Origin of the sequence: Variovorax sp. 3319 (assembly GCF_031456585.1) — a bacterium.
Taxonomy (GTDB): domain Bacteria; phylum Pseudomonadota; class Gammaproteobacteria; order Burkholderiales; family Burkholderiaceae_C; genus Variovorax; species Variovorax paradoxus_P.
On record NZ_JAVDUZ010000005.1, the window covers coordinates 363,809 to 380,810 of the forward strand.

18 protein-coding genes are annotated in these 17,002 nt (G+C 65.4%); 11 read left to right on the forward strand and 7 right to left on the reverse strand.

All coding sequences use genetic code 11. The annotated features are described in order from the left end of the window. The first annotated feature begins 67 nt into the window (after window positions 1-67). The 6 genes from J2X67_RS13225 to J2X67_RS13250 all read left to right on the forward strand — a co-directional run bounded on the left by J2X67_RS13225 (window position 68) and on the right by J2X67_RS13250 (window position 4,616). A complete protein-coding gene (locus J2X67_RS13225) occupies window positions 68-883 on the forward strand; it encodes an SDR family NAD(P)-dependent oxidoreductase (RefSeq protein ID WP_309953626.1) in 816 nt (271 codons plus the stop codon). 16 nt (window positions 884-899) lie between these two features. Then, a complete protein-coding gene (locus J2X67_RS13230) occupies window positions 900-2,072 on the forward strand; it encodes a DUF3182 family protein (protein WP_309953628.1) in 1,173 nt (390 codons plus the stop codon). Then, window positions 2,053-2,832 carry a S9 family peptidase gene (locus tag J2X67_RS13235; protein WP_281150343.1) on the forward strand — a complete coding sequence of 260 codons (780 nt, stop codon included), beginning with the start codon at window positions 2,053-2,055 and terminating at the stop codon, window positions 2,830-2,832. The genes J2X67_RS13230 and J2X67_RS13235 overlap by 20 nt, the downstream gene beginning before the upstream one ends. Window positions 2,833-2,843: 11 nt before the next feature. Continuing rightward, window positions 2,844-3,326, forward strand: coding sequence for a hypothetical protein (locus J2X67_RS13240; protein WP_309953630.1), 483 nt, complete (start codon window positions 2,844-2,846; stop codon window positions 3,324-3,326). Window positions 3,327-3,424: 98 nt separating this feature from the next. Then, the gene (locus J2X67_RS13245) at window positions 3,425-3,922 is read left to right on the forward strand and encodes a hemerythrin domain-containing protein (protein WP_309953632.1); all 498 of its coding nucleotides are present in this window, start codon (window positions 3,425-3,427) and stop codon (window positions 3,920-3,922) included. 103 nt (window positions 3,923-4,025) lie between these two features. Next, on the forward strand, window positions 4,026-4,616 hold the full coding sequence (locus J2X67_RS13250; RefSeq protein WP_309953634.1) for a hemerythrin domain-containing protein: 591 nt from the start codon (window positions 4,026-4,028) through the stop codon (window positions 4,614-4,616). Here J2X67_RS13250 and J2X67_RS13255 read toward each other — a convergent pair whose 3' ends face one another. Then, a complete protein-coding gene (locus J2X67_RS13255; RefSeq protein WP_309953636.1) occupies window positions 4,617-5,930 on the reverse strand; it encodes an FAD-binding oxidoreductase in 1,314 nt (437 codons plus the stop codon). After that, window positions 5,931-7,355, reverse strand: coding sequence for a saccharopine dehydrogenase C-terminal domain-containing protein (locus J2X67_RS13260; protein WP_309953678.1), 1,425 nt, complete (start codon window positions 7,353-7,355; stop codon window positions 5,931-5,933). It abuts the gene before it with no gap. Between the two features lie 197 nt (window positions 7,356-7,552). On the opposite strand from J2X67_RS13260, the gene J2X67_RS13265 reads away from it, so the two are divergent. Beyond that, the gene (locus tag J2X67_RS13265; protein ID WP_309953638.1) at window positions 7,553-9,184 is read left to right on the forward strand and encodes a phospholipase D family protein; all 1,632 of its coding nucleotides are present in this window, start codon (window positions 7,553-7,555) and stop codon (window positions 9,182-9,184) included. Window positions 9,185-9,217: 33 nt separating this feature from the next. On the opposite strand, the gene J2X67_RS13270 is transcribed toward J2X67_RS13265, so the two are convergent. The 4 genes from J2X67_RS13270 to J2X67_RS13285 all read right to left on the reverse strand — a co-directional run bounded on the left by J2X67_RS13270 (window position 9,218) and on the right by J2X67_RS13285 (window position 11,652). Beyond that, on the reverse strand, window positions 9,218-9,724 hold the full coding sequence (locus J2X67_RS13270; protein WP_409050491.1) for a murein hydrolase activator EnvC family protein: 507 nt from the start codon (window positions 9,722-9,724) through the stop codon (window positions 9,218-9,220). Window positions 9,725-9,861: 137 nt separating this feature from the next. Then, window positions 9,862-10,374, reverse strand: coding sequence for a CreA family protein (locus J2X67_RS13275; protein ID WP_309953640.1), 513 nt, complete (start codon window positions 10,372-10,374; stop codon window positions 9,862-9,864). 5 nt (window positions 10,375-10,379) lie between these two features. Continuing rightward, complete coding sequence (locus J2X67_RS13280; RefSeq protein WP_309953642.1) at window positions 10,380-10,931, reverse strand: NUDIX hydrolase; 552 nt, start codon at window positions 10,929-10,931, stop codon at window positions 10,380-10,382. A gap of 19 nt (window positions 10,932-10,950) precedes the next feature. Next, on the reverse strand, window positions 10,951-11,652 hold the full coding sequence (locus J2X67_RS13285) for a fumarylacetoacetate hydrolase family protein (RefSeq protein WP_309953644.1): 702 nt from the start codon (window positions 11,650-11,652) through the stop codon (window positions 10,951-10,953). A gap of 89 nt (window positions 11,653-11,741) precedes the next feature. Here J2X67_RS13285 and maiA point away from each other — a divergent pair, with 89 nt between their 5' ends. Together maiA and pgeF are read left to right on the forward strand one after the other, a co-directional pair. Then, window positions 11,742-12,380: a maleylacetoacetate isomerase gene (maiA, locus tag J2X67_RS13290; protein ID WP_309953680.1), complete on the forward strand. Its 639-nt coding sequence runs from the start codon at window positions 11,742-11,744 to the stop codon at window positions 12,378-12,380. Window positions 12,381-12,397: 17 nt separating this feature from the next. Further along, window positions 12,398-13,153, forward strand: a complete 756-nt coding sequence (gene pgeF, locus J2X67_RS13295) for a peptidoglycan editing factor PgeF (protein WP_309953681.1) — start codon at window positions 12,398-12,400, stop codon at window positions 13,151-13,153. Here the strand turns inward: pgeF and J2X67_RS13300 are convergent. Continuing rightward, window positions 13,085-13,423: a hypothetical protein gene (locus J2X67_RS13300; RefSeq protein WP_309953646.1), complete on the reverse strand. Its 339-nt coding sequence runs from the start codon at window positions 13,421-13,423 to the stop codon at window positions 13,085-13,087. The two genes, pgeF and J2X67_RS13300, sit on opposite strands and share 69 nt — an antisense overlap. 114 nt (window positions 13,424-13,537) lie before the next feature. Here J2X67_RS13300 and J2X67_RS13305 point away from each other — a divergent pair, with 114 nt between their 5' ends. Together J2X67_RS13305 and J2X67_RS13310 are read left to right on the forward strand one after the other, a co-directional pair. Further along, the gene (locus tag J2X67_RS13305; protein WP_309953648.1) at window positions 13,538-15,298 is read left to right on the forward strand and encodes a class I poly(R)-hydroxyalkanoic acid synthase; all 1,761 of its coding nucleotides are present in this window, start codon (window positions 13,538-13,540) and stop codon (window positions 15,296-15,298) included. Between the two features lie 75 nt (window positions 15,299-15,373). Next, on the forward strand, window positions 15,374-16,552 hold the full coding sequence (locus J2X67_RS13310; protein WP_157613354.1) for an acetyl-CoA C-acetyltransferase: 1,179 nt from the start codon (window positions 15,374-15,376) through the stop codon (window positions 16,550-16,552). The last annotated feature ends 450 nt before the right edge of the window (window positions 16,553-17,002 follow it).

Sequence of the window (17,002 nt, forward strand, 5' to 3'; positions counted from 1 at the left end):
GCTTCGCCCGTCGACATGCACGGATCGCCGCCGTGCGCCCGCCAATCGTTCACAAGGAGCTATTCCGATGAACACTTCCCCGATGGACACTTCCGCTTTCACCCGGCCTTTCGCCATCGTGACCGGCGCTTCGTCGGGCATAGGGCTGGAGCTCGCGCGCTGCTGCGCCAACGAGGGCTTCGATCTTGTGATTGCGGCCGACGAGCCGGAGATCGAGGACGCCGCCGTTCAATTGCGCCGCCTGGGCGTCGAAGTGCAGCCCGTGCTTGCCGATCTTTCCACCACCGAAGGGGTCGACCGTCTGCTGGCGGCCGCGGGCCAGCGACCGGTGAATGCGTTGCTGGCCAATGCGGGCCGGGGGCTCGGCCATGCGTTTCTAGACCAGAATTTTTCAGACGCGCGGCATGTGCTCGACACCAACATCACCGGCACGCTGTACCTGATTCATGCCGTGGGCGGTGCAATGCGCGCGCGCGGGCAGGGCCGCATTCTGATTACCGGCTCCATCGCGGGCTTCATGCCCGGGAGCTTCCAGGCGGTGTACAACGGCACCAAGGCGTTTCTGGATTCGTTCTCTTTTGCGCTGCGCGACGAGCTGAAGGACAGCGGCGTTACCGTAAGCTGTCTGATGCCCGGCCCCACCGACACCGAATTTTTTGACCGCGCCGACATGCTCGACACCAAGGTGGGCCAGGACGACAAGAAGGCAGACCCGGCCAAGGTGGCGAAGATCGGCTTCGAAGCCATGATGGACGGCGAAGGCGACGTGGTCGCCGGCTGGGAGAACAAGCTGCAGGTGGCTGTTGCCAACGTTACGCCGTCGGCATTGCTGGCCAAGCAGCATCGCAGAATGGCCGAACCCGGAACGGCGGACCAACGCTAGGCCGGGAGCGCACGCCATGGACACATTATTCAGCTCGGGAGTCGCCCTCGTGGACACCGTCCTCAAGAGCACCGGCGGCAGCGTGGTGGTGTGGAGCGCCGACCCCGAGGCCTACTGCAGCGACCACGAACGCGCCACGCGCAGCAACTTTGCTCAGCGCCTTGCGGCGCTGAAAGGGTTTCGCTTTGCCGGCGAGTACGACGCATCGCGTGCGCACGAAAACACGCCGCTGTACTTTGTGCCAAGCGACACCGTGCCCAGCACGCAGATGGCACGCTCGCTCGGCATATCGACGCTGCACGACCTTTTCGGGGGCGTGGTTCCATACCCCTTCGTAGCGACCAAGGCCATCACGCATCCGCTGGTAGGCAGGGCCGCCGCCTGCCCCGAGGGCTGGGCGCCTGGCTTTGCTGCCGACATATCGCATGCGGCACTCGAAGGGTTCTCTGCCTTTGCCGCAGAGGATGCGCGATGGGCCGGGCGCCGGCTGCTGGAGAAGGGCCCTGTGCGTGTAAAGCCGGTGTGCGCCACCGGAGGGCGCGGCCAGACGGTGGTAACCGATGCCGATGCGCTCGACCGCAGCCTGGCGGCCATGGACGAGAGCGGGATTGCGCTGCACGGCGTGGTGATCGAAGAAAACCTGGAGCGGCCCGACACATTCAGCGTGGGACAGGTGATGGTCGACCACATGATCGTGAGCTACTTCGGCCGCCAGCGCATGACGACCGATAACTCGGGGCAGAGCGTGTATGGCGGTTCCGACCTGACACTGGTGCGCGGCAACTTCGACGCGCTGCTTGCAAAGACCAGCCCCAACCCGGCGCTGTGCCTTGCCATCGAGCAGGCGCGGCGCTACCACCAGGCGGTGATCGACTGCTTCCCGGGCTTTCTTGCATCGCGCGTCAACTACGACGTGGCGCAGGGCGTGGGTGCCGCGGGTGCGTGGCGCTCGGGCGTGCTCGAGCAGTCGTGGCGCGTGGGCGGTGCAACCGGCGCAGAGATGGTGGCGCTCGAAAGCTTCTGGCGCGATGAGGCGCTCGAGCGCCTGCGCGTCTCGTGCTTCGAGGCCTATGGCGCAGCAGCGCAGATTCCGGCGGATGCAAGGGTGCACTACCGCGGCATCGACAAACAGAATGGTCCCCTGACCAAGTACGCATTGATCCAACCGTATGCCAGCGACACGACATAACGTCATCGATATTCCCGTAGACGGCCAGCACATTGCCGGAACGCTGGTCGCCGCTTCCACGATGGTGCCCGGTGTCCTGCTCGTGCACGGCTGGGATGGCAGCCAGGAGCAATACATTGCCCGCGCGCACGACATTGCCGCGCTTGGCTGCGTGTGCCTTACCTTCGACCTGCGGGGCCACGCGCGCCATGCGGCGCTGCGCAAGGAGGTGACGCGCGAGGACAACCTGCGCGACGTGCTCGCGGCCTACGACACGCTGGTGAGCCACCCCACGGTCGATCCCAACGCAATTGCCATCATCGGCAGCAGCTACGGCGGCTACCTGGCGGCGCTGGTCAGCGCCATGCGGCCGGTGCGCTGGCTTGCACTGCGCGCGCCGGCGCTCTACCGCGACCGCGAGTGGCTAGCGCCCAAGGGGCAGTTGAGCAGGTCGGACCTGGTGGCCTACCGACGCACCCTGGTGGGCCCGCGCGACAACCGCGCGCTTGCCGCCTGCGAAGCGTTTACCGGCGACGTGCTTATCGTCGAGTCGGAGCACGACCAGATCGTGCCGCACCCGGTCATCGAAAACTACCTGGGTGCTTTCAAGCGCGTTCGTTCTGCCACGTACCGCGTCATTTCGGGTGCCGACCACGCGTTGTCCAAGCAGTCTTCGCGCCAGGCCTACGGGCAGTTGCTGGTGTCGTGGATGACCGAAATGACCCTGGGCGCCAGGGCCACCGGCGCCATGACACGCGCAGTTTCCGAAAGCCCCGCATAGAGGTCATGAACATGAACACAAGCAAACGACTTGCGCCGGTGCTGCGAACCGGCCTGATTGCCGGAACGTTCGCAAGCCTTGCCTCGACGGCTGCGCTCATGCTGCGCGGGCGCCGCGAGGCCGGCAGTGCGGTGGCACCCACCAATGCCACCAGCCACTGGCTGTGGGGCGACCAGGCCCTGACGGTGTACCGGCCCACGCTGCGGCACACAGGCCTTGGCTATGCCACCCACCATGCGAGTGCGATTTTCTGGGCGCTGCTCTACGCCTGGCTGCATGCCGAGAGGCGGCCCCCGCAATCGGTGCCGGCCGCACTTGCCAGTGCCAGCGCGGCAACGGCGGTGGCTTGCGCGGTGGACTACACCATTACCCCGCGCCGGCTCACCCCGGGGTTCGAGCACCACCTTTCCAAAGGCTCGATGGCGGTGGTCTACGGCCTCTTTGCAGTGGGCCTGGCAGCCGGCTGCCTGCTTGCGCAGCGCGGGCGCGAGTAGTGGGCGCTGCTACGCACACACAGGCAGCTTTCCTACGTCGCGGAGTTTCGCGTCACCGCATCGTTCAGCTTCCACCAACCCATTATTCGGAGCCCACGATGCCCACCTCTACCAAACGAGCAGCACCTGATGCATGCAGCCTTCTCGATACCGACCACCGCAACGTCAAGAAGTTGTTCAAGGAGTACGAGGAACTGACCCATTCGCGAGCCGCCAGCGCGCAGCAAAAGAAGCGCGAACTGGCAACCCAGATCTGCACCGAGCTGACGGTGCATGCGCAAATCGAGGAAGAAATCTTCTACCCCGCACTGCGCGAGGCGCTGAGCGAAACCGATCTGCTGGACGAGGCCGAAGTCGAGCACGCCAGCGCGAAGGAACTGATTGCGCAGATCGAATCCGCCGCCGACGTGGACGACAAGTTCGACGCCAAGGTGATCGTGCTGGGTGAATACATCGACCACCACGTGAAGGAAGAGCGCAACGAGATCTTCGTCAAGGCGCGCGCCGCCAAGGGGCTCGACCTTGTGGCCATGCGCGAGCAGCTTGCGGCCCGCAAGGAAGAGCTGATGGAAGAACTCACCGGCGCAACCGCCTGAAGACCCGCAAGGGTTTGCGGGTTGCCCTGCTACCCCCAACGGCACCCGGCCGCTTGCCGGCCGGGTGCCACGCTTTTGCTTTTCATCGGCCCTGGAGGTCACCATGACAAATCTTGTCTCCCGGCTCTTTCCCACGGCGACCAACATGATTCGCCTGGATCACACGCACGTGCTTTCCACTTTTCACCAGTACAAGGCCAGCGCGCCGAGCCGCGTGAAAAAGGGGCTGGTCAACACCATTTGCACGGCGCTCGAAATTCACGCGCAGCTCGAAGAAGAAATCTTCTACCCCGAGATGCGCAAGATCGACGACGAACGCATTACCGAGGCGATCCACGAGCACTCCGAAATGCGCAGGCTCATCGGCCTGCTTCGCACCATGGAGCCCGAGGCGCGCGACTATGACGAAACGCTCTCGGCACTGATGCGCGACGTGATGCATCACGTGGCCGACGAAGAAACCATCGTGCTGCCGGCGGCCGAAAAACACCTGGCCGACAAGCTGGGCGACCTGGGTGCGCAAATGACCAAGCGCCGCCTGCAGCTCGCGGGGCCGCGCACGGGCGAAATTGCGCTCGACATGGGGCGCGCCGCTTCTGGCAACACGACGGCCATTGCGATGGTGGGGCTGGCAGCCGCGGGGCTCCTGCTGGCTCGGCGGTCAGGGCACTTGCGCTGGCCTGCGCGCGCCTAGCTACAGCATGTCGCGCAGGCGGTAATACATCATCCCCAGCACGAGTGCAGGGGTGCGCAGCAGGGTGCCGCCCGGAAAGGCCAGGTGCCCGATGCGGGCGAACAGGTCGAACCGTTCGGCCTGCCCCGCAATGGCCTCGGCCGCGAGCTTGCCCGCCATGCCTGTCAGCGCCAGGCCGTGGCCCGAGAAGCCTTGCAGGTAATAGATGTTGGTGCCGATGCGCCCGAAATCGGGTGCCTTGTTCATGGTGATGTCGACGAAGCCGCCCCAGGCGTGGTCGATGCCCAGGTCGGACAGCTGCGGAAACACCGCCAGCATGCTCTTGCGGATTTTCTCGATGAGGTTGCGCGGGGTGCGGGCGCTGTAGCTGTCGCCGGAGCCGAACAGCAGTCGGTGGTCGGCGCTCAGGCGAAAGTAGTCGAGCACGAAGTTGGTGTCCGACGCGGCCGGCCTGCCGCGCATGAGCGCGTCCGCACGCGCCTTGTCCATGGGCTCGGTCGCAATCATGTAGGTGCCCACGGGCATGATGCGCGACGACACTTCGGGCGCCACGTCGTCGCCGTATTCAGCCAGGTAAACGTTGCCCGCCAGCACCACGAAGCTGCACCGCACCTCGCCCTGCGCCGTCTTTACCACCGGCCGCGTGCCGCGTTCGATGACCTGGGCCGCGGAGTTTTCATGCAGTTGCGCGCCGGCAGCACGTGCGGCGGAAGCCAGGCCCAGCGAATACTTGAGCGGATGCAGATGGCCCGAAAACGCATCGAAGGTGCCGGCGTCGAAGCGCTTGCTGTCGACCCACTGCGCGATTTCCGGGGGCCCCAGCCATTGCAGCGGGTAGCCGTAGACGCGGCCCACGTGGTCCATCCATTGGCGGAGCGCGCGCGACTTCGAAGGCTTGACTGAAAGGTTGAGATAGCCGGGTTGCCAGTCGCAGTCGATGGCATGGCGCGCCATGCGGTCGCGCAGCAGGTTGAGCCCTTCGACCGAAACGTCCCACGCGCGGCGCGCGTCTTCTGCCGTGAACTGCTTTTCGATGGCCTCTTCGCCGTCGGAGCCAAAGCCCACGATCGCCTGGCCGCCATTGCGGCCCGAGGCACCCCAGCCGACGCGCTGGGCCTCCAGCAGCACCACCGCATAGCCGCGCGAAGACAGCTCCAGCGCCGCCGAGAGCCCCGCGAGGCCGCCGCCCACCACGCAGACATCGGCGGTGGCAATGCCTTCGAGCGGACGCGCAGCCTCGAACCGCTCGGCGCGCGTCACGCTTGCTTCGTAGTAGGAGTTCTCGACAACGCCGAGTTCTTTTCGCAGAAGCAATCAGGCCACCCGGAAGTTGAGAAACTGCCAGGGGTCTTCTTCATCCTTTTCTTCGTTGAAGAGCGGGCTGCGGTCTTTGAGCGGTGTCCAGTCGCCATACACGCCCGCCACCTCGCCAAGGTAGGGCATCGCGGCTTCAAGAACAACACGGTGATCGAGATCGTCGGGCTCCACCAGGCCGGCGTCGGGGTTGCGCAGCGCCCACAGCATGCCGCCCAGGATGCCGGCCACCACCTGCAGGCTGGTAGCGCTGTTGGCAGGCGCCAGTTCGCGCGCCTGCTCGATGGTCAGGCGCGAGCCGTACCAGTAGACGCCCTTGGGGTTGCCCATCAACAGCACGCCAAGCTCGTCCATGCCTTCGACTATTTCGTCGCGGATGATTTTCTGGCGATGCTGCAGCTGCCAGTTCTTGCCGGCCACTTCATGCAGCGAGAGCACGGCGTCGTCGCAGGGGTGGTAGGCGTAGTGCACCGTGGGGCGGTACACCACTTCGCCGTTCTTGCGGAGGGTGAGGTGGTCGGCAATCGAAATCGATTCTGCGTGGGTTACCAGGAAGCCGTGGTACGGCCCTTCGAGCGGTGTCCAGCTGCGCACCCGCGTGCCGATGCCGGGGCGCTTCAGGTAAATGGCCGCATCGCTGCCAAAGCCATGACGGGCTGCGTCGGCGGGCCAATGCCGCTCGTGCGTGCCCCAGCCCAGTTCGGCCGGCTGCAGGCCCTCGTCGACGAAGCCCTGCACCGACCAGGTGTTGACGAACTCGTTGCGCTGCTTGCGCTGCCTTGCCGCCTGCGTGTCGCGCTCGGCGATGTGAATGACCTTGATCTCGAGCTGCTTCGCGAGCGCGGCCCAGTCTTCGTAACTGGTGGGCATCGATTCGACTTGCGCATGCGTGTCGGCCGCAATGTTGAGCAACGCCTGCTTGACCAGTGCGGACACGAGGCCGGGATTGGCGCCTTGCGTAATCACCGCTGTGGGGCCGCTGCGCTTGTCGAGGCGCCATGCCAGCACTTCTTCGCGCAGGCTGTAGTTGGAGCGGCGCGACGGGGGCAGGCCGGGGTCGTCGTAGCGCCCGGGCCAGGGCTCGTTGCAGGTGTCCAGGTAGAAGGCGCCGCGCTCGCGGCACAGCTTGATGAGTGCCAGGCTCGAGACATCGACCGACAGGTTGACCAGGAAGTCGCCTTTGCCCACCAGGGGCTCGAGCACGGCCGAAAAATTGCCTTCTTCGAGCCGCACGGGAATCACTTCGACGCCCAGCTCCTTGGCAAGGCCGCTGCGGTCTTCGCCCGACTTGACGATCCTGACGTCGGAGGCCTTCAGGCCGAACAGGCGCAGCAGCAGCGGCAACAGGGCCTGGCCGATGGAGCCGAAGCCGATCATCGTGATCTTTCCGTCAAACCTTGCCAGCAGTTCGTTCTTCCTTGTCATGCGCAACCTCGCCGAGTGGTTCTTCGTTTTCAGAAAAATGTGGTGCGAGCGGTTGCTTGCGCGCGTCAGCTTGCCTTTGCCGATGGTGTAGGAGGAGTCCATGAGCGGGTCATTTGGCCCGGCTCATGGTAGAAACCGGCGACCTTGCGCGCGTCGCGCATCGCATCGCTCCGATGGCAGAAAACTCCAACTCAAGAATGTCCGGAATCTTCGAAAGACCAGCTGGCAACGGCGCGCGCTTCGCGTGGCCGTTTTTGCTTGCATTCAGCATTGCCTTGTTGCTCCTGGGTGGTTGCGCGGGCCTGCCGTCGGGCGTCGAGCGCAAGACGTCCGTGGCCATTTCGAACGGCGCCGACACCACGCTCGGCCGCCTGGTTACGGCGGCTTCACCGCCGGGGCAGGGGCTGAGCGGGTTTCGCCTGCTGCCCATGCCGCAGTTCTCGCTGCATGCGCGCATCGAGCTGGCCAGGCGCGCGCAGCGCTCCATCGACGTGCAGTACTACCTGGTGCAGAACGACGAAACCGGCCGCTACCTGCTGCGCGCATTGCGCGACGCGGCCGAGCGCGGCGTGCGCGTGCGCCTGCTGGTTGACGACCTCTACACCGTAGGCGCCGATCCGCTGTTCGCAGGCTTGGCGGCGCACCCCAACGCCGAGGTGCGGATGTTCAATCCGTTCCCGAGCGGGCGCGAACGCCTTGGCACGCGCTGGGCATCGTCGCTGCTCGACTTCGACCGCGTGCACCGCCGCATGCACAACAAGCTCTTCGTGGTCGACAACGTCATGGCCGTGATGGGCGGGCGCAACATTGCCAACGAATACTTCTTGCGCGACGGCGGCTCCAACTTCATCGACATCGACACACTGGTGGCCGGCACGGTGGTGCCGCGCCTTTCGTCGCTGTTCGACATGTACTGGAACAGCCCCTACGTGTACCCCGTGGAGTCGCTGGTATCGACCGGCGGTGCCACGCCGGAGCAATTGCGCGAGCGCTTCGAGCAACTGACCGGCGGGCCGGACACACTGCACCCCGAGCCGCTGGTTTCTACCGACTTGCTGGGCAACAACCCCCTGGCCAAGGACCTGGACGAGGGCGCGCTTTCGCTCGTCTGGGCGCGTGCCGAAGCCTATGCGGATGCGCCTGCCAAGGCGCTGGGCCCGACGGAAGAAGCCCGCGGGCTACCCGCCGACGAGGCGCCCGACAGCGTGCTGTACAACGTGCGGCGCTACATAAGGAGCGCCGAGCACGAGGTGCTGCAGACCACGCCTTACCTGATTCCGGGCCGCGGCGGCATGGAGTCGATTCGCCTCGTGCGGCAAAAGGGCGTGAGCTACACCATCGTTACCAATTCGCTGGCCGCCACGGATGAGTCGCTGGTGCATATCGGATACCGCCGCTACCGGCCTGCGATGCTGCGGCTGGGCGTGTCTCTGTACGAGCTGAGCCCCAAGCGCGTGGAAGAAACCAGGCGCTTCGGCATGTACGGTTCGGCAAGCGGAAGGCTGCACGGAAAGTCGGCCGTGGTCGACGGCAACATCGTCTTCATCGGCTCGATGAACTTCGATCCGCGCTCGATGCTGCACAACACCGAGATCGGCATTTTCATTTTCAGCCCGCAAATTGCGCAGCAGCTCACCAGCCTGATCGGCTTCATACGGCTCGACGGCGCCTACCAGCTGCAGCTGGGGCCGCGCGGCGGCATCGAATGGGTGAGCCCGGCGTCGGGCGACGGCGCGGACACCATCCTGCACGTGGAGCCGGAAACGGATTTCTGGTCGCGCTGGAAGCTGGAGCTGTTTGCTCCGCTGGTGCCCGAGAGCCTGCTTTAGCGCGCTGCACCCGGGGGTGCGCGCGCCGCGGGCCTACTGCTGCAGGCGCCCGTTCAGATAGGGTTCCGGATCGACGGCGGTGCCGTTCTTGCGGATCTCGAAATGCACCTTCACGCGGTCGGTGCCGCTCTTGCCCATTTCGGCGATTTTCTGGCCCTGGCGCACCACCGCGTTTTCCTTCACGAGGATGGTTTGCGCATGGGCGTATGCGGTAAGAAAGGTGTCGTTGTGCTTGACGATGACCATGTTGCCGTAGCCGCGCAGTTCGCCGCCCACGTACACCACGCGTCCGTCGGCCGAAGCGACGACGGGGTCGCCAAGGTTGCCGGCAATGTCGAGGCCCTTGTTGCGCACGCCGTCGAAGCGGGCAATGGTGGTGCCGCTGGCGGGCCGGATGAACAGGGCCTGCGGCTGCTGCACCGGCGGTGGCACGTTCACGCCGGAGCGCGGCGGCGGTGCGGGCGTGGTGCAGGCTGCAAGGCCGGCGGCTACGAGTAGCGCGGCGCCGGTACGTAAAACAAAAGTCTGAAGGTGCTGCATGGTTCTCTGTTGGAACGAATTCGTTGCTGAGGGTTCCTTCGGCCCGGCGCGCCGGCCAGCCTCGGCCGGCATGCTAGCAAACCCGGAAGGGTCAGCCGGCCGGAAGGAACCAGGAGTTGTAAGTAACCGCCCCGCAGTTACTTGAGCGGAATGGGCGTGCCGCGGTCGATCGGCACCGCCGTGACGCTGTTCTTCGGCGAACCGTCGATCAGCAGGTCGGAATAGGTGAGGTAGATGAGCGTGTTGCGCCGAGCGTCGACCATGCGCACCACCCGCAGCCGCTTGAAGAGAATCGACAGCCGCTCGGTGTAGACCTCTTCGCGCTTGGGCAGCGGCTGGGTAATGCTGACGGGGCCGACCTGGCGGCAGGCAATGGAGGCCTCCGACTTGTCTTCGGCAACGCCGAAGGCACCGGCCAGCCCACCCGTCTTGGCGCGCGAGACATAGCAGGTCACGCCGCTGACCTTGGGGTCGTCATACGCCTCGACCACGATCTTGTGGTCCGGGCCGATGAGCTTGAAAGCGGTGTCGACGTCGCCCACAATTTCGGCCTGCGCCGCCGAAGCAAGCGCAAGGCCCAGCCCGGCGGCAACGGTGGATGCGAGCGCCGCACGGAAGAGGGCAGAGGCGCGCGGTGCCTGGTTGGTCATGTGTTTCAAACGATGCTGAGTTCGTGCACGCGGTCGAAGCTGCCGCGTCGCCGGTCTTCGAAGAAGTGTTCCAGGGCCTCGCGCACGGTGCGAAACGCAATTTCTTCCCAGGGAATTTCTTCTTCGGTAAAAAGCCGGGCCTCGATGGTTTCGTGGCCCGGGTCGAAGCGGTCGTCCAGCAGGCGGGCGCGGTAGAACAGGTGCACCTGCCCCACGCGCACCACGCTGATCACCGCGAAGAGGCCCTGCATTTCGTAGTTGGCACCGGCCTCTTCGTCGGTTTCGCGCGCGGCGCCCTGGGCGGTGGTTTCGCCAAGCTCCATGAAGCCCGCGGGCAGCGTCCATTTGCCCCAGCGCGGCTCGATGTTGCGCTTGCACAGCAGCACCTTGTCGCCGAGCACGGGAATGGTGCCCACCACGTTCAGCGGGTTCTCGTAGTGGATGGTGCTGCAGGCGGGGCAGACGGCGCGTTCCTTGGTGTCGCCGTCGTCCGGAATGCGGTAGACCACCGCTGTGCCGCAGTTCTTGCAGTGCTTGATGGGTACGCGCAGGATCATGGAGCGTGGCGCGCGGGTGTCAGACGATCTTGACCGTCAGCTTGGGCAGGCCGGCCACTTCGCCGACCAGCGTGTCGCCCGCCACCACCGCCGCCACGCCTTCGGGCGTGCCGCTGTAGATCAGGTCGCCGGGCTGCAGCTCCCAGGCGGCCGAAAGGTGCTCGATGGTTTCGGCCACGTTCCAGATCAGCTTGCTCACGGTGCTGCGCTGGCGGTCGGCGCCGTTCACTTGCAGCGAGATTTCGGCGTTCTCGGCATCGCCCGCCTGCGCCACCGGCACGATGGGGCCGATGGGTGCGCTCTGTTCGAAGCCCTTGCCGATGTCCCAGGGGCGGCCCTGCTTCTTCATTTCGCCCTGCAGGTCGCGGCGGGTCATGTCCAGGCCCACGGCGTAGCCGTAGATGTGCTTGTGCGCATCGGCGGCCTTGATGTTCTTGCCGCCGGTGCCAATGGCCACCACAAGCTCGATCTCGTGGTGCAGGTTCTTGGTGAGCGTGGGGTAGGCCATGGTGCCGGTCTGGCCCGCATCGACCACCACGAGCGCATCGGCCGGCTTCATGAAGAAGAACGGCGGCTCGCGGCCGGTAAAACCCATTTCCTTGGCGTGATCTTCATAGTTGCGGCCCACGCAGTAAATGCGGTGCACCGGAAAACGGGCGGGCTGCCCGACCACCGGAACCGAAACGGTTGCGGGCGGGGCGAAAACAAACTCGGAAGCCATTGCGTCTGTCCTTTTCAGCGAAACGGAGAAAAACGGCAGTGTGCCAGAGGCAGGCCAGGGTTGTTCGCGGGCGCTATGCTTGCGCAATGATGAAGCTGCATAACTACTTCCGCTCCTCGTCGTCCTTCCGGGTGCGCATTGCGCTGAACCTGAAAGGCCTGGACTACGACTACGTGCCGGTGCACATTGCCCGTGGCGACCATCGCACCGGCCCCTATTCGGCCATTTCGGCCGACATGCTGGTGCCGCTGCTCGAAGACGAGGGCGAGCGCTTCTCGCAGTCGATGGCCATCATCGAATACCTGGACGAAACCCACCCCGAGCCGCCGCTGCTGCCGCACGACCCGGTGGGCCGGGCGCATGTGCGCGCGCTGGCGCAGTCGATCGCCTGCGAGATCCACCCGCTGAACAACCTGCGCGTGCTCAAGTACCTGGTGAAAGAGCTCAAGCTCGATGACGAGGCCAAGAACACCTGGTATCGCCACTGGGTGCGCGACGGCATGCTGGCCTTCGAGCGCCAGTTGGCGCAGCACCCTGGCAGCACCTTCTGCTACGGCAACACGCCCACGCTGGCCGACTGCTGCCTGGTGCCGCAGATCTTCAACGGCAGGCGCTTCGACTGCGACTTCAGCGGGCTCCCGCGCACCATGGCCGCCTTCGAGGCCTGCATGGCGCTCGACGCGTTCCAGCGCGCCCAGCCTTCGCAGGCGCCCGACGCGGAAGCCTGAACGGCATGAACCCCGGCATGGACCCGCGCTGGCTCGTGCCCGACTGGCCGGCGCCGCAGAACGTGCGGGCGCTGTGCACCACGCGCAGCGGCGGCGTTTCGCAGGGGCGGTATGAAAGCCTGAACCTGGGCGACCACGTGGGCGACGACCCCGGCCACGTCGCTGCCAACCGGACCCGCCTGCGGGAGGCCATCGGCGTGCGGCCAGTCTTCTTGCAGCAGGTGCATGGCAGCGAGGTCGTGGTGCTCGAGGGCCCCGGCAGTTCGTTGCCCGACGGCGCCGCCGCCGATGCCTGCACCACGGCCGAGAGCGGCCTGGCCTGCACGATCATGGTGGCCGATTGCCTGCCCGTGCTTTTCACTGATACCGCAGGCCGCCGCGTGGCCGCTGCGCATGCGGGTTGGCGCGGCCTTGCCGGCGGAGTGCTCGAAGCGGCAGCGGGGCGTTTTGCCCCGGAGCACGGCAAGGTGCTGGCGTGGCTCGGCCCCTGCATCGGCCCCAAGGCCTTCGAGGTGGGGGCCGAAGTCAAGGCGGCGTTCGAGGCGCACTCGCCAGAGGCTGCCGGGTGTTTCAAGCCCGCTGCAACTGGCGGCAAATGGCTGGCCGACCTGCCGGCACTTGCACGCCAGCGCCTTCGCGCGGCGGGTGTAGAGGCTGTCTACGGCAACGATGGCACCGATGGCTGGTGCACCGTCGGCAACCCGTCACGGTTCTTTTCGCACCGGCGTGACGGCGTCAGCGGGCGCTTCGCCGCCCTGGTCGGGAAGGCCTGATTCCTTCTTTGCTTCGGCCTCGGCTGCGGCTGCGGCTTTGGCGGCAGCGGCGCGGCGTGCCTCTTCCTGCGCCTCGGCTTCGCGCTGCCTGATGGCGCGGCGCCGGCCAGGGGTTCCCATCAGGTAAACCACCAAGGCCACGGGCGCCAATCCGTACATGAGAAATGTGAAGATGGCGCCCAGCACGGTGCCGTTGGTGTTGGTGGCTTCGGCCACGGCCATCATCACGGCGACGTAGAGCCAGCCGATCACGATCAGGTGGATGAACACAAGAAGTTTCAGTCGGTAAGTAGGTGGGCGGCGTTATGAAGGCCTTGTGAAATGCAGCATACTCAAAACACGAGCAGCCATCCGTACCGACTCAGGCGAGGACCAGGAGACACCATGAAGCAACAAGCCACGGGGGCCGATGCGTTCGCGCCCTTCCAGCAGGCACTGTCAGAGGGATGGAACAAGGCGCTGGAATCATTCCAGCAATCCGCCGCGCAGGGGGCTTCGGCCTTCGTCGGCGGTACGCCGCTGTGGCAAATCCCGCAGGCGGCCGGAATGCCCGAGCTGCCCAAGGTCTCCGTCGACCCCGAAAAGCTTCAATCCATCCAGCAGCAATACGTTGCCGAGGCCACCGAGCTATGGCGCCAGGGCTTTGCCGCGAAGCCTGAAGGCGACAAGCGCTTTGCCTCCGACGCCTGGGGCGGCAACCCGCTGGCGGCCTTTTCGGCCGCGGTGTACCTGCTCAATGGGCGCACCATGCTGAACCTGGCCGAAGCCGTGGACGCCGACGAAAAAACCAAGGCGCGCCTGCGCTTTGCGGTCGAACAATGGATGGCCGCCTCGTCGCCGAGCAACTCGCTGGCGCTGAACGCCGAGGCGCAGAAAAAAGCCATCGAAACCCAGGGCGAGAGCATTGCCAAGGGCATTCAGAACCTGCTGCACGACATCAAGCAGGGCCACCTCAGCATGACCGACGAAAGCGCCTTCGAAGTAGGGCGCAACGTGGCAACCACCGAAGGCGCGGTCGTGTTCGAGAACGAACTGTTCCAGCTGCTCGAATACAAGCCGCTCGGCGCCAAGGTGTACGAGCGGCCCTTCTTGCTGGTGCCGCCCTGCATCAACAAGTTCTACATACTCGACCTGCAGCCTGAAAACTCGCTGATCCGCTATGCGAACGAGCAGGGCCACCGGGTGTTCGTGGTGAGCTGGCGCAACCCCGACGAATCGTTGGCCAACGCCACCTGGGACGACTACATCGAGAACGCCGCAATCAAGGCGATTCACACGGTGCAGGAGATCAGCGGCCCCACCAACAAGTCGGGGCAGATCAATGCGCTCGGCTTCTGCGTGGGCGGCACCATCCTGAGCACTGCGCTGGCCGTGCTGGCGGGGCGCGGCGAAAAGCCGGCGGCATCGGTCACGCTGCTCACCACGTTTCTCGATTTCAGCGACACCGGCATTCTCGACATCTTTGTCGACGAGCCAATGGTGCAGTACCGCGAAATGCAGCTTGGCAAGGGCGGGCTGCTGCCGGGCGGCGACCTGGCCTCGACCTTCAGCTTTTTGCGCCCCAATGACCTGGTGTGGAACTACGTCGTCGGCAACTACCTGAAGGGCGAAACCCCGCCGCCGTTCGACCTGCTTTACTGGAACAGCGACGCCACCAACCTGCCGGGCCCGTTCTACACCTGGTACCTGCGCAACACGTACCACGAGAACAAGCTCGCGAAGCCCAATGCGCTGACGGTGTGCGGCCAGAAGGTCGACTTGGGCAAGATCGATGTTCCGGTGTACATCTACGGCTCGCGCGAAGACCACATCGTGCCCATTGGCGGGGCCTATGCGTCCACGCAACTGCTGCCGGGCAAGAAGCGCTTCGTCATGGGCGCATCGGGCCACATTGCAGGCGTGATCAATCCGCCTGCCAAGAAAAAGCGCAGCCACTGGATCCGCGAGGACGGCAAGTTTCCGAAGACGCAGGCCGAATGGCTGGCGGGTGCCACCGAGCACCCCGGCAGCTGGTGGACCGACTGGGCCCAGTGGCTCAAGGGCCATGCCGGCAAGCAGATTCCGGCGCCCAAGACGTACGGCAACGGCAAGGCGTACAAGGCCATCGAGCCGGCGCCGGGGCGCTACGTCAAGGCCCGGGCCTGACCCGGCCCAACGCAGCAGCCGCGCACACAATCCCACGGACCCCGCTTCATTCAAATCACTTCAACGGAGAACCTCATGGAAGACATCGTCATCGTTTCGGCTGCACGCACGGCGGTCGGCAAGTTCGGCGGCTCGCTCGCCGGCATTGCGGCCACCGAGCTGGGCGCCCTCGTGATCAAGGAAGTGATTGCACGCGCGAACCTCACGGCCGAGCAGGTCGGCGAGGCCATCATGGGCCAGGTGCTGGCGGCCGGCGCCGGCCAGAACCCCGCGCGGCAGGCGTGGCTCAAGAGCGGCGGCGCCAAGGAAACCCCCGCGCTCACCATCAACGCGGTGTGCGGCTCGGGCCTGAAGGCCGTCATGCTCGCGGCGCAGGCCGTGGCCACGGGCGACAGCGAAATCGTGATTGCCGGCGGCCAGGAGAACATGAGCATGGCGCCGCACGTGCTGCCCAACTCGCGCAACGGGCAGCGCATGGGCGACTGGAAAATGGTCGACACCATGATCGTCGACGGCCTGTGGGACGTGTACAACCAGTACCACATGGGCATCACGGCCGAGAACGTGGCCAAGAAGTTCGGCATTGACCGCTCGGCGCAAGATGAACTCGCCCTCGGCAGCCAGACCAAGGCCGCGGCTGCGCAAGATGCCGGCAAGTTCAAGGACGAGATCGTGCCGGTGAGCATTCCGCAGAAGAAGGGCGACCCGCTCGTCTTCGACAAGGACGAGTTCATCAACCGCAAGACGAGCGCCGAGGGCCTGGCGGGCCTGCGCCCCGCGTTCGACAAGGCGGGCGGCGTGACTGCGGGCAATGCCTCGGGCCTGAACGACGGCGCTGCCGCGGTGATGGTCATGACGGCCAAGAAGGCCGCCGCCCTGGGCCTGAAGCCGCTGGGCCGCATTGCAAGCTACGCCACGGCGGGCCTCGACCCGGCCATCATGGGCATGGGGCCTGTGCCGGCGTCGACCAAGGCGCTGCAGCGCGCCGGCTGGAAGGCGGCCGATCTCGATCTGCTCGAGATCAACGAAGCCTTTGCGGCGCAAGCTTGCGCCGTGAACAAGGAAATGGGCTGGGACGTGAACAAGGTGAACGTGAACGGCGGCGCCATTGCCATCGGCCACCCCATCGGTGCGTCGGGTTGCCGCATTCTTGTGACGCTGCTGCACGAAATGCAGCGGCAGAACGCCAAGAAGGGCATTGCGTCGCTGTGCATCGGCGGTGGCATGGGCGTGGCGCTGACCATCGAGCGCTGACTCTCTAGCGCTGAGTTTCCTTGGAGCGCCGCGGTCGAGCGGCGCTCCCGCTTTTTTGGCGCTGCCTGTCGTTCAGGGCGGCGCACCCGCCGACGGGGTACCTTACTCCGCGAATGTCCCCCGGCCTGCGGCCTCCTCCTTTATTTCGCTGCGCAAGGCACCCCGTCAGCGGGTGCGTTGGGCAGAGCCGTGGTTGATCAGCGGAACACCAGCAGCGTGCCCAGGTGCACAGGCCATCGGGTGCTCCCCGCAGCGAAATAAAGGAGGAGGGGCGCAGCCCCGGGGGACATTCGCGGAGGGGAGTACCCGGTGGCCTTTGCACACGCCCTGAACAGCAGCCCCCAACAGCAGCCGCCACCTTGTTCACCGCCCAAATTTTCAGCAAACTGATTATTCCCGTTATAAAACAACAACTTAAATCGCGTTTACAAGGAAGCACATTAGTTATCC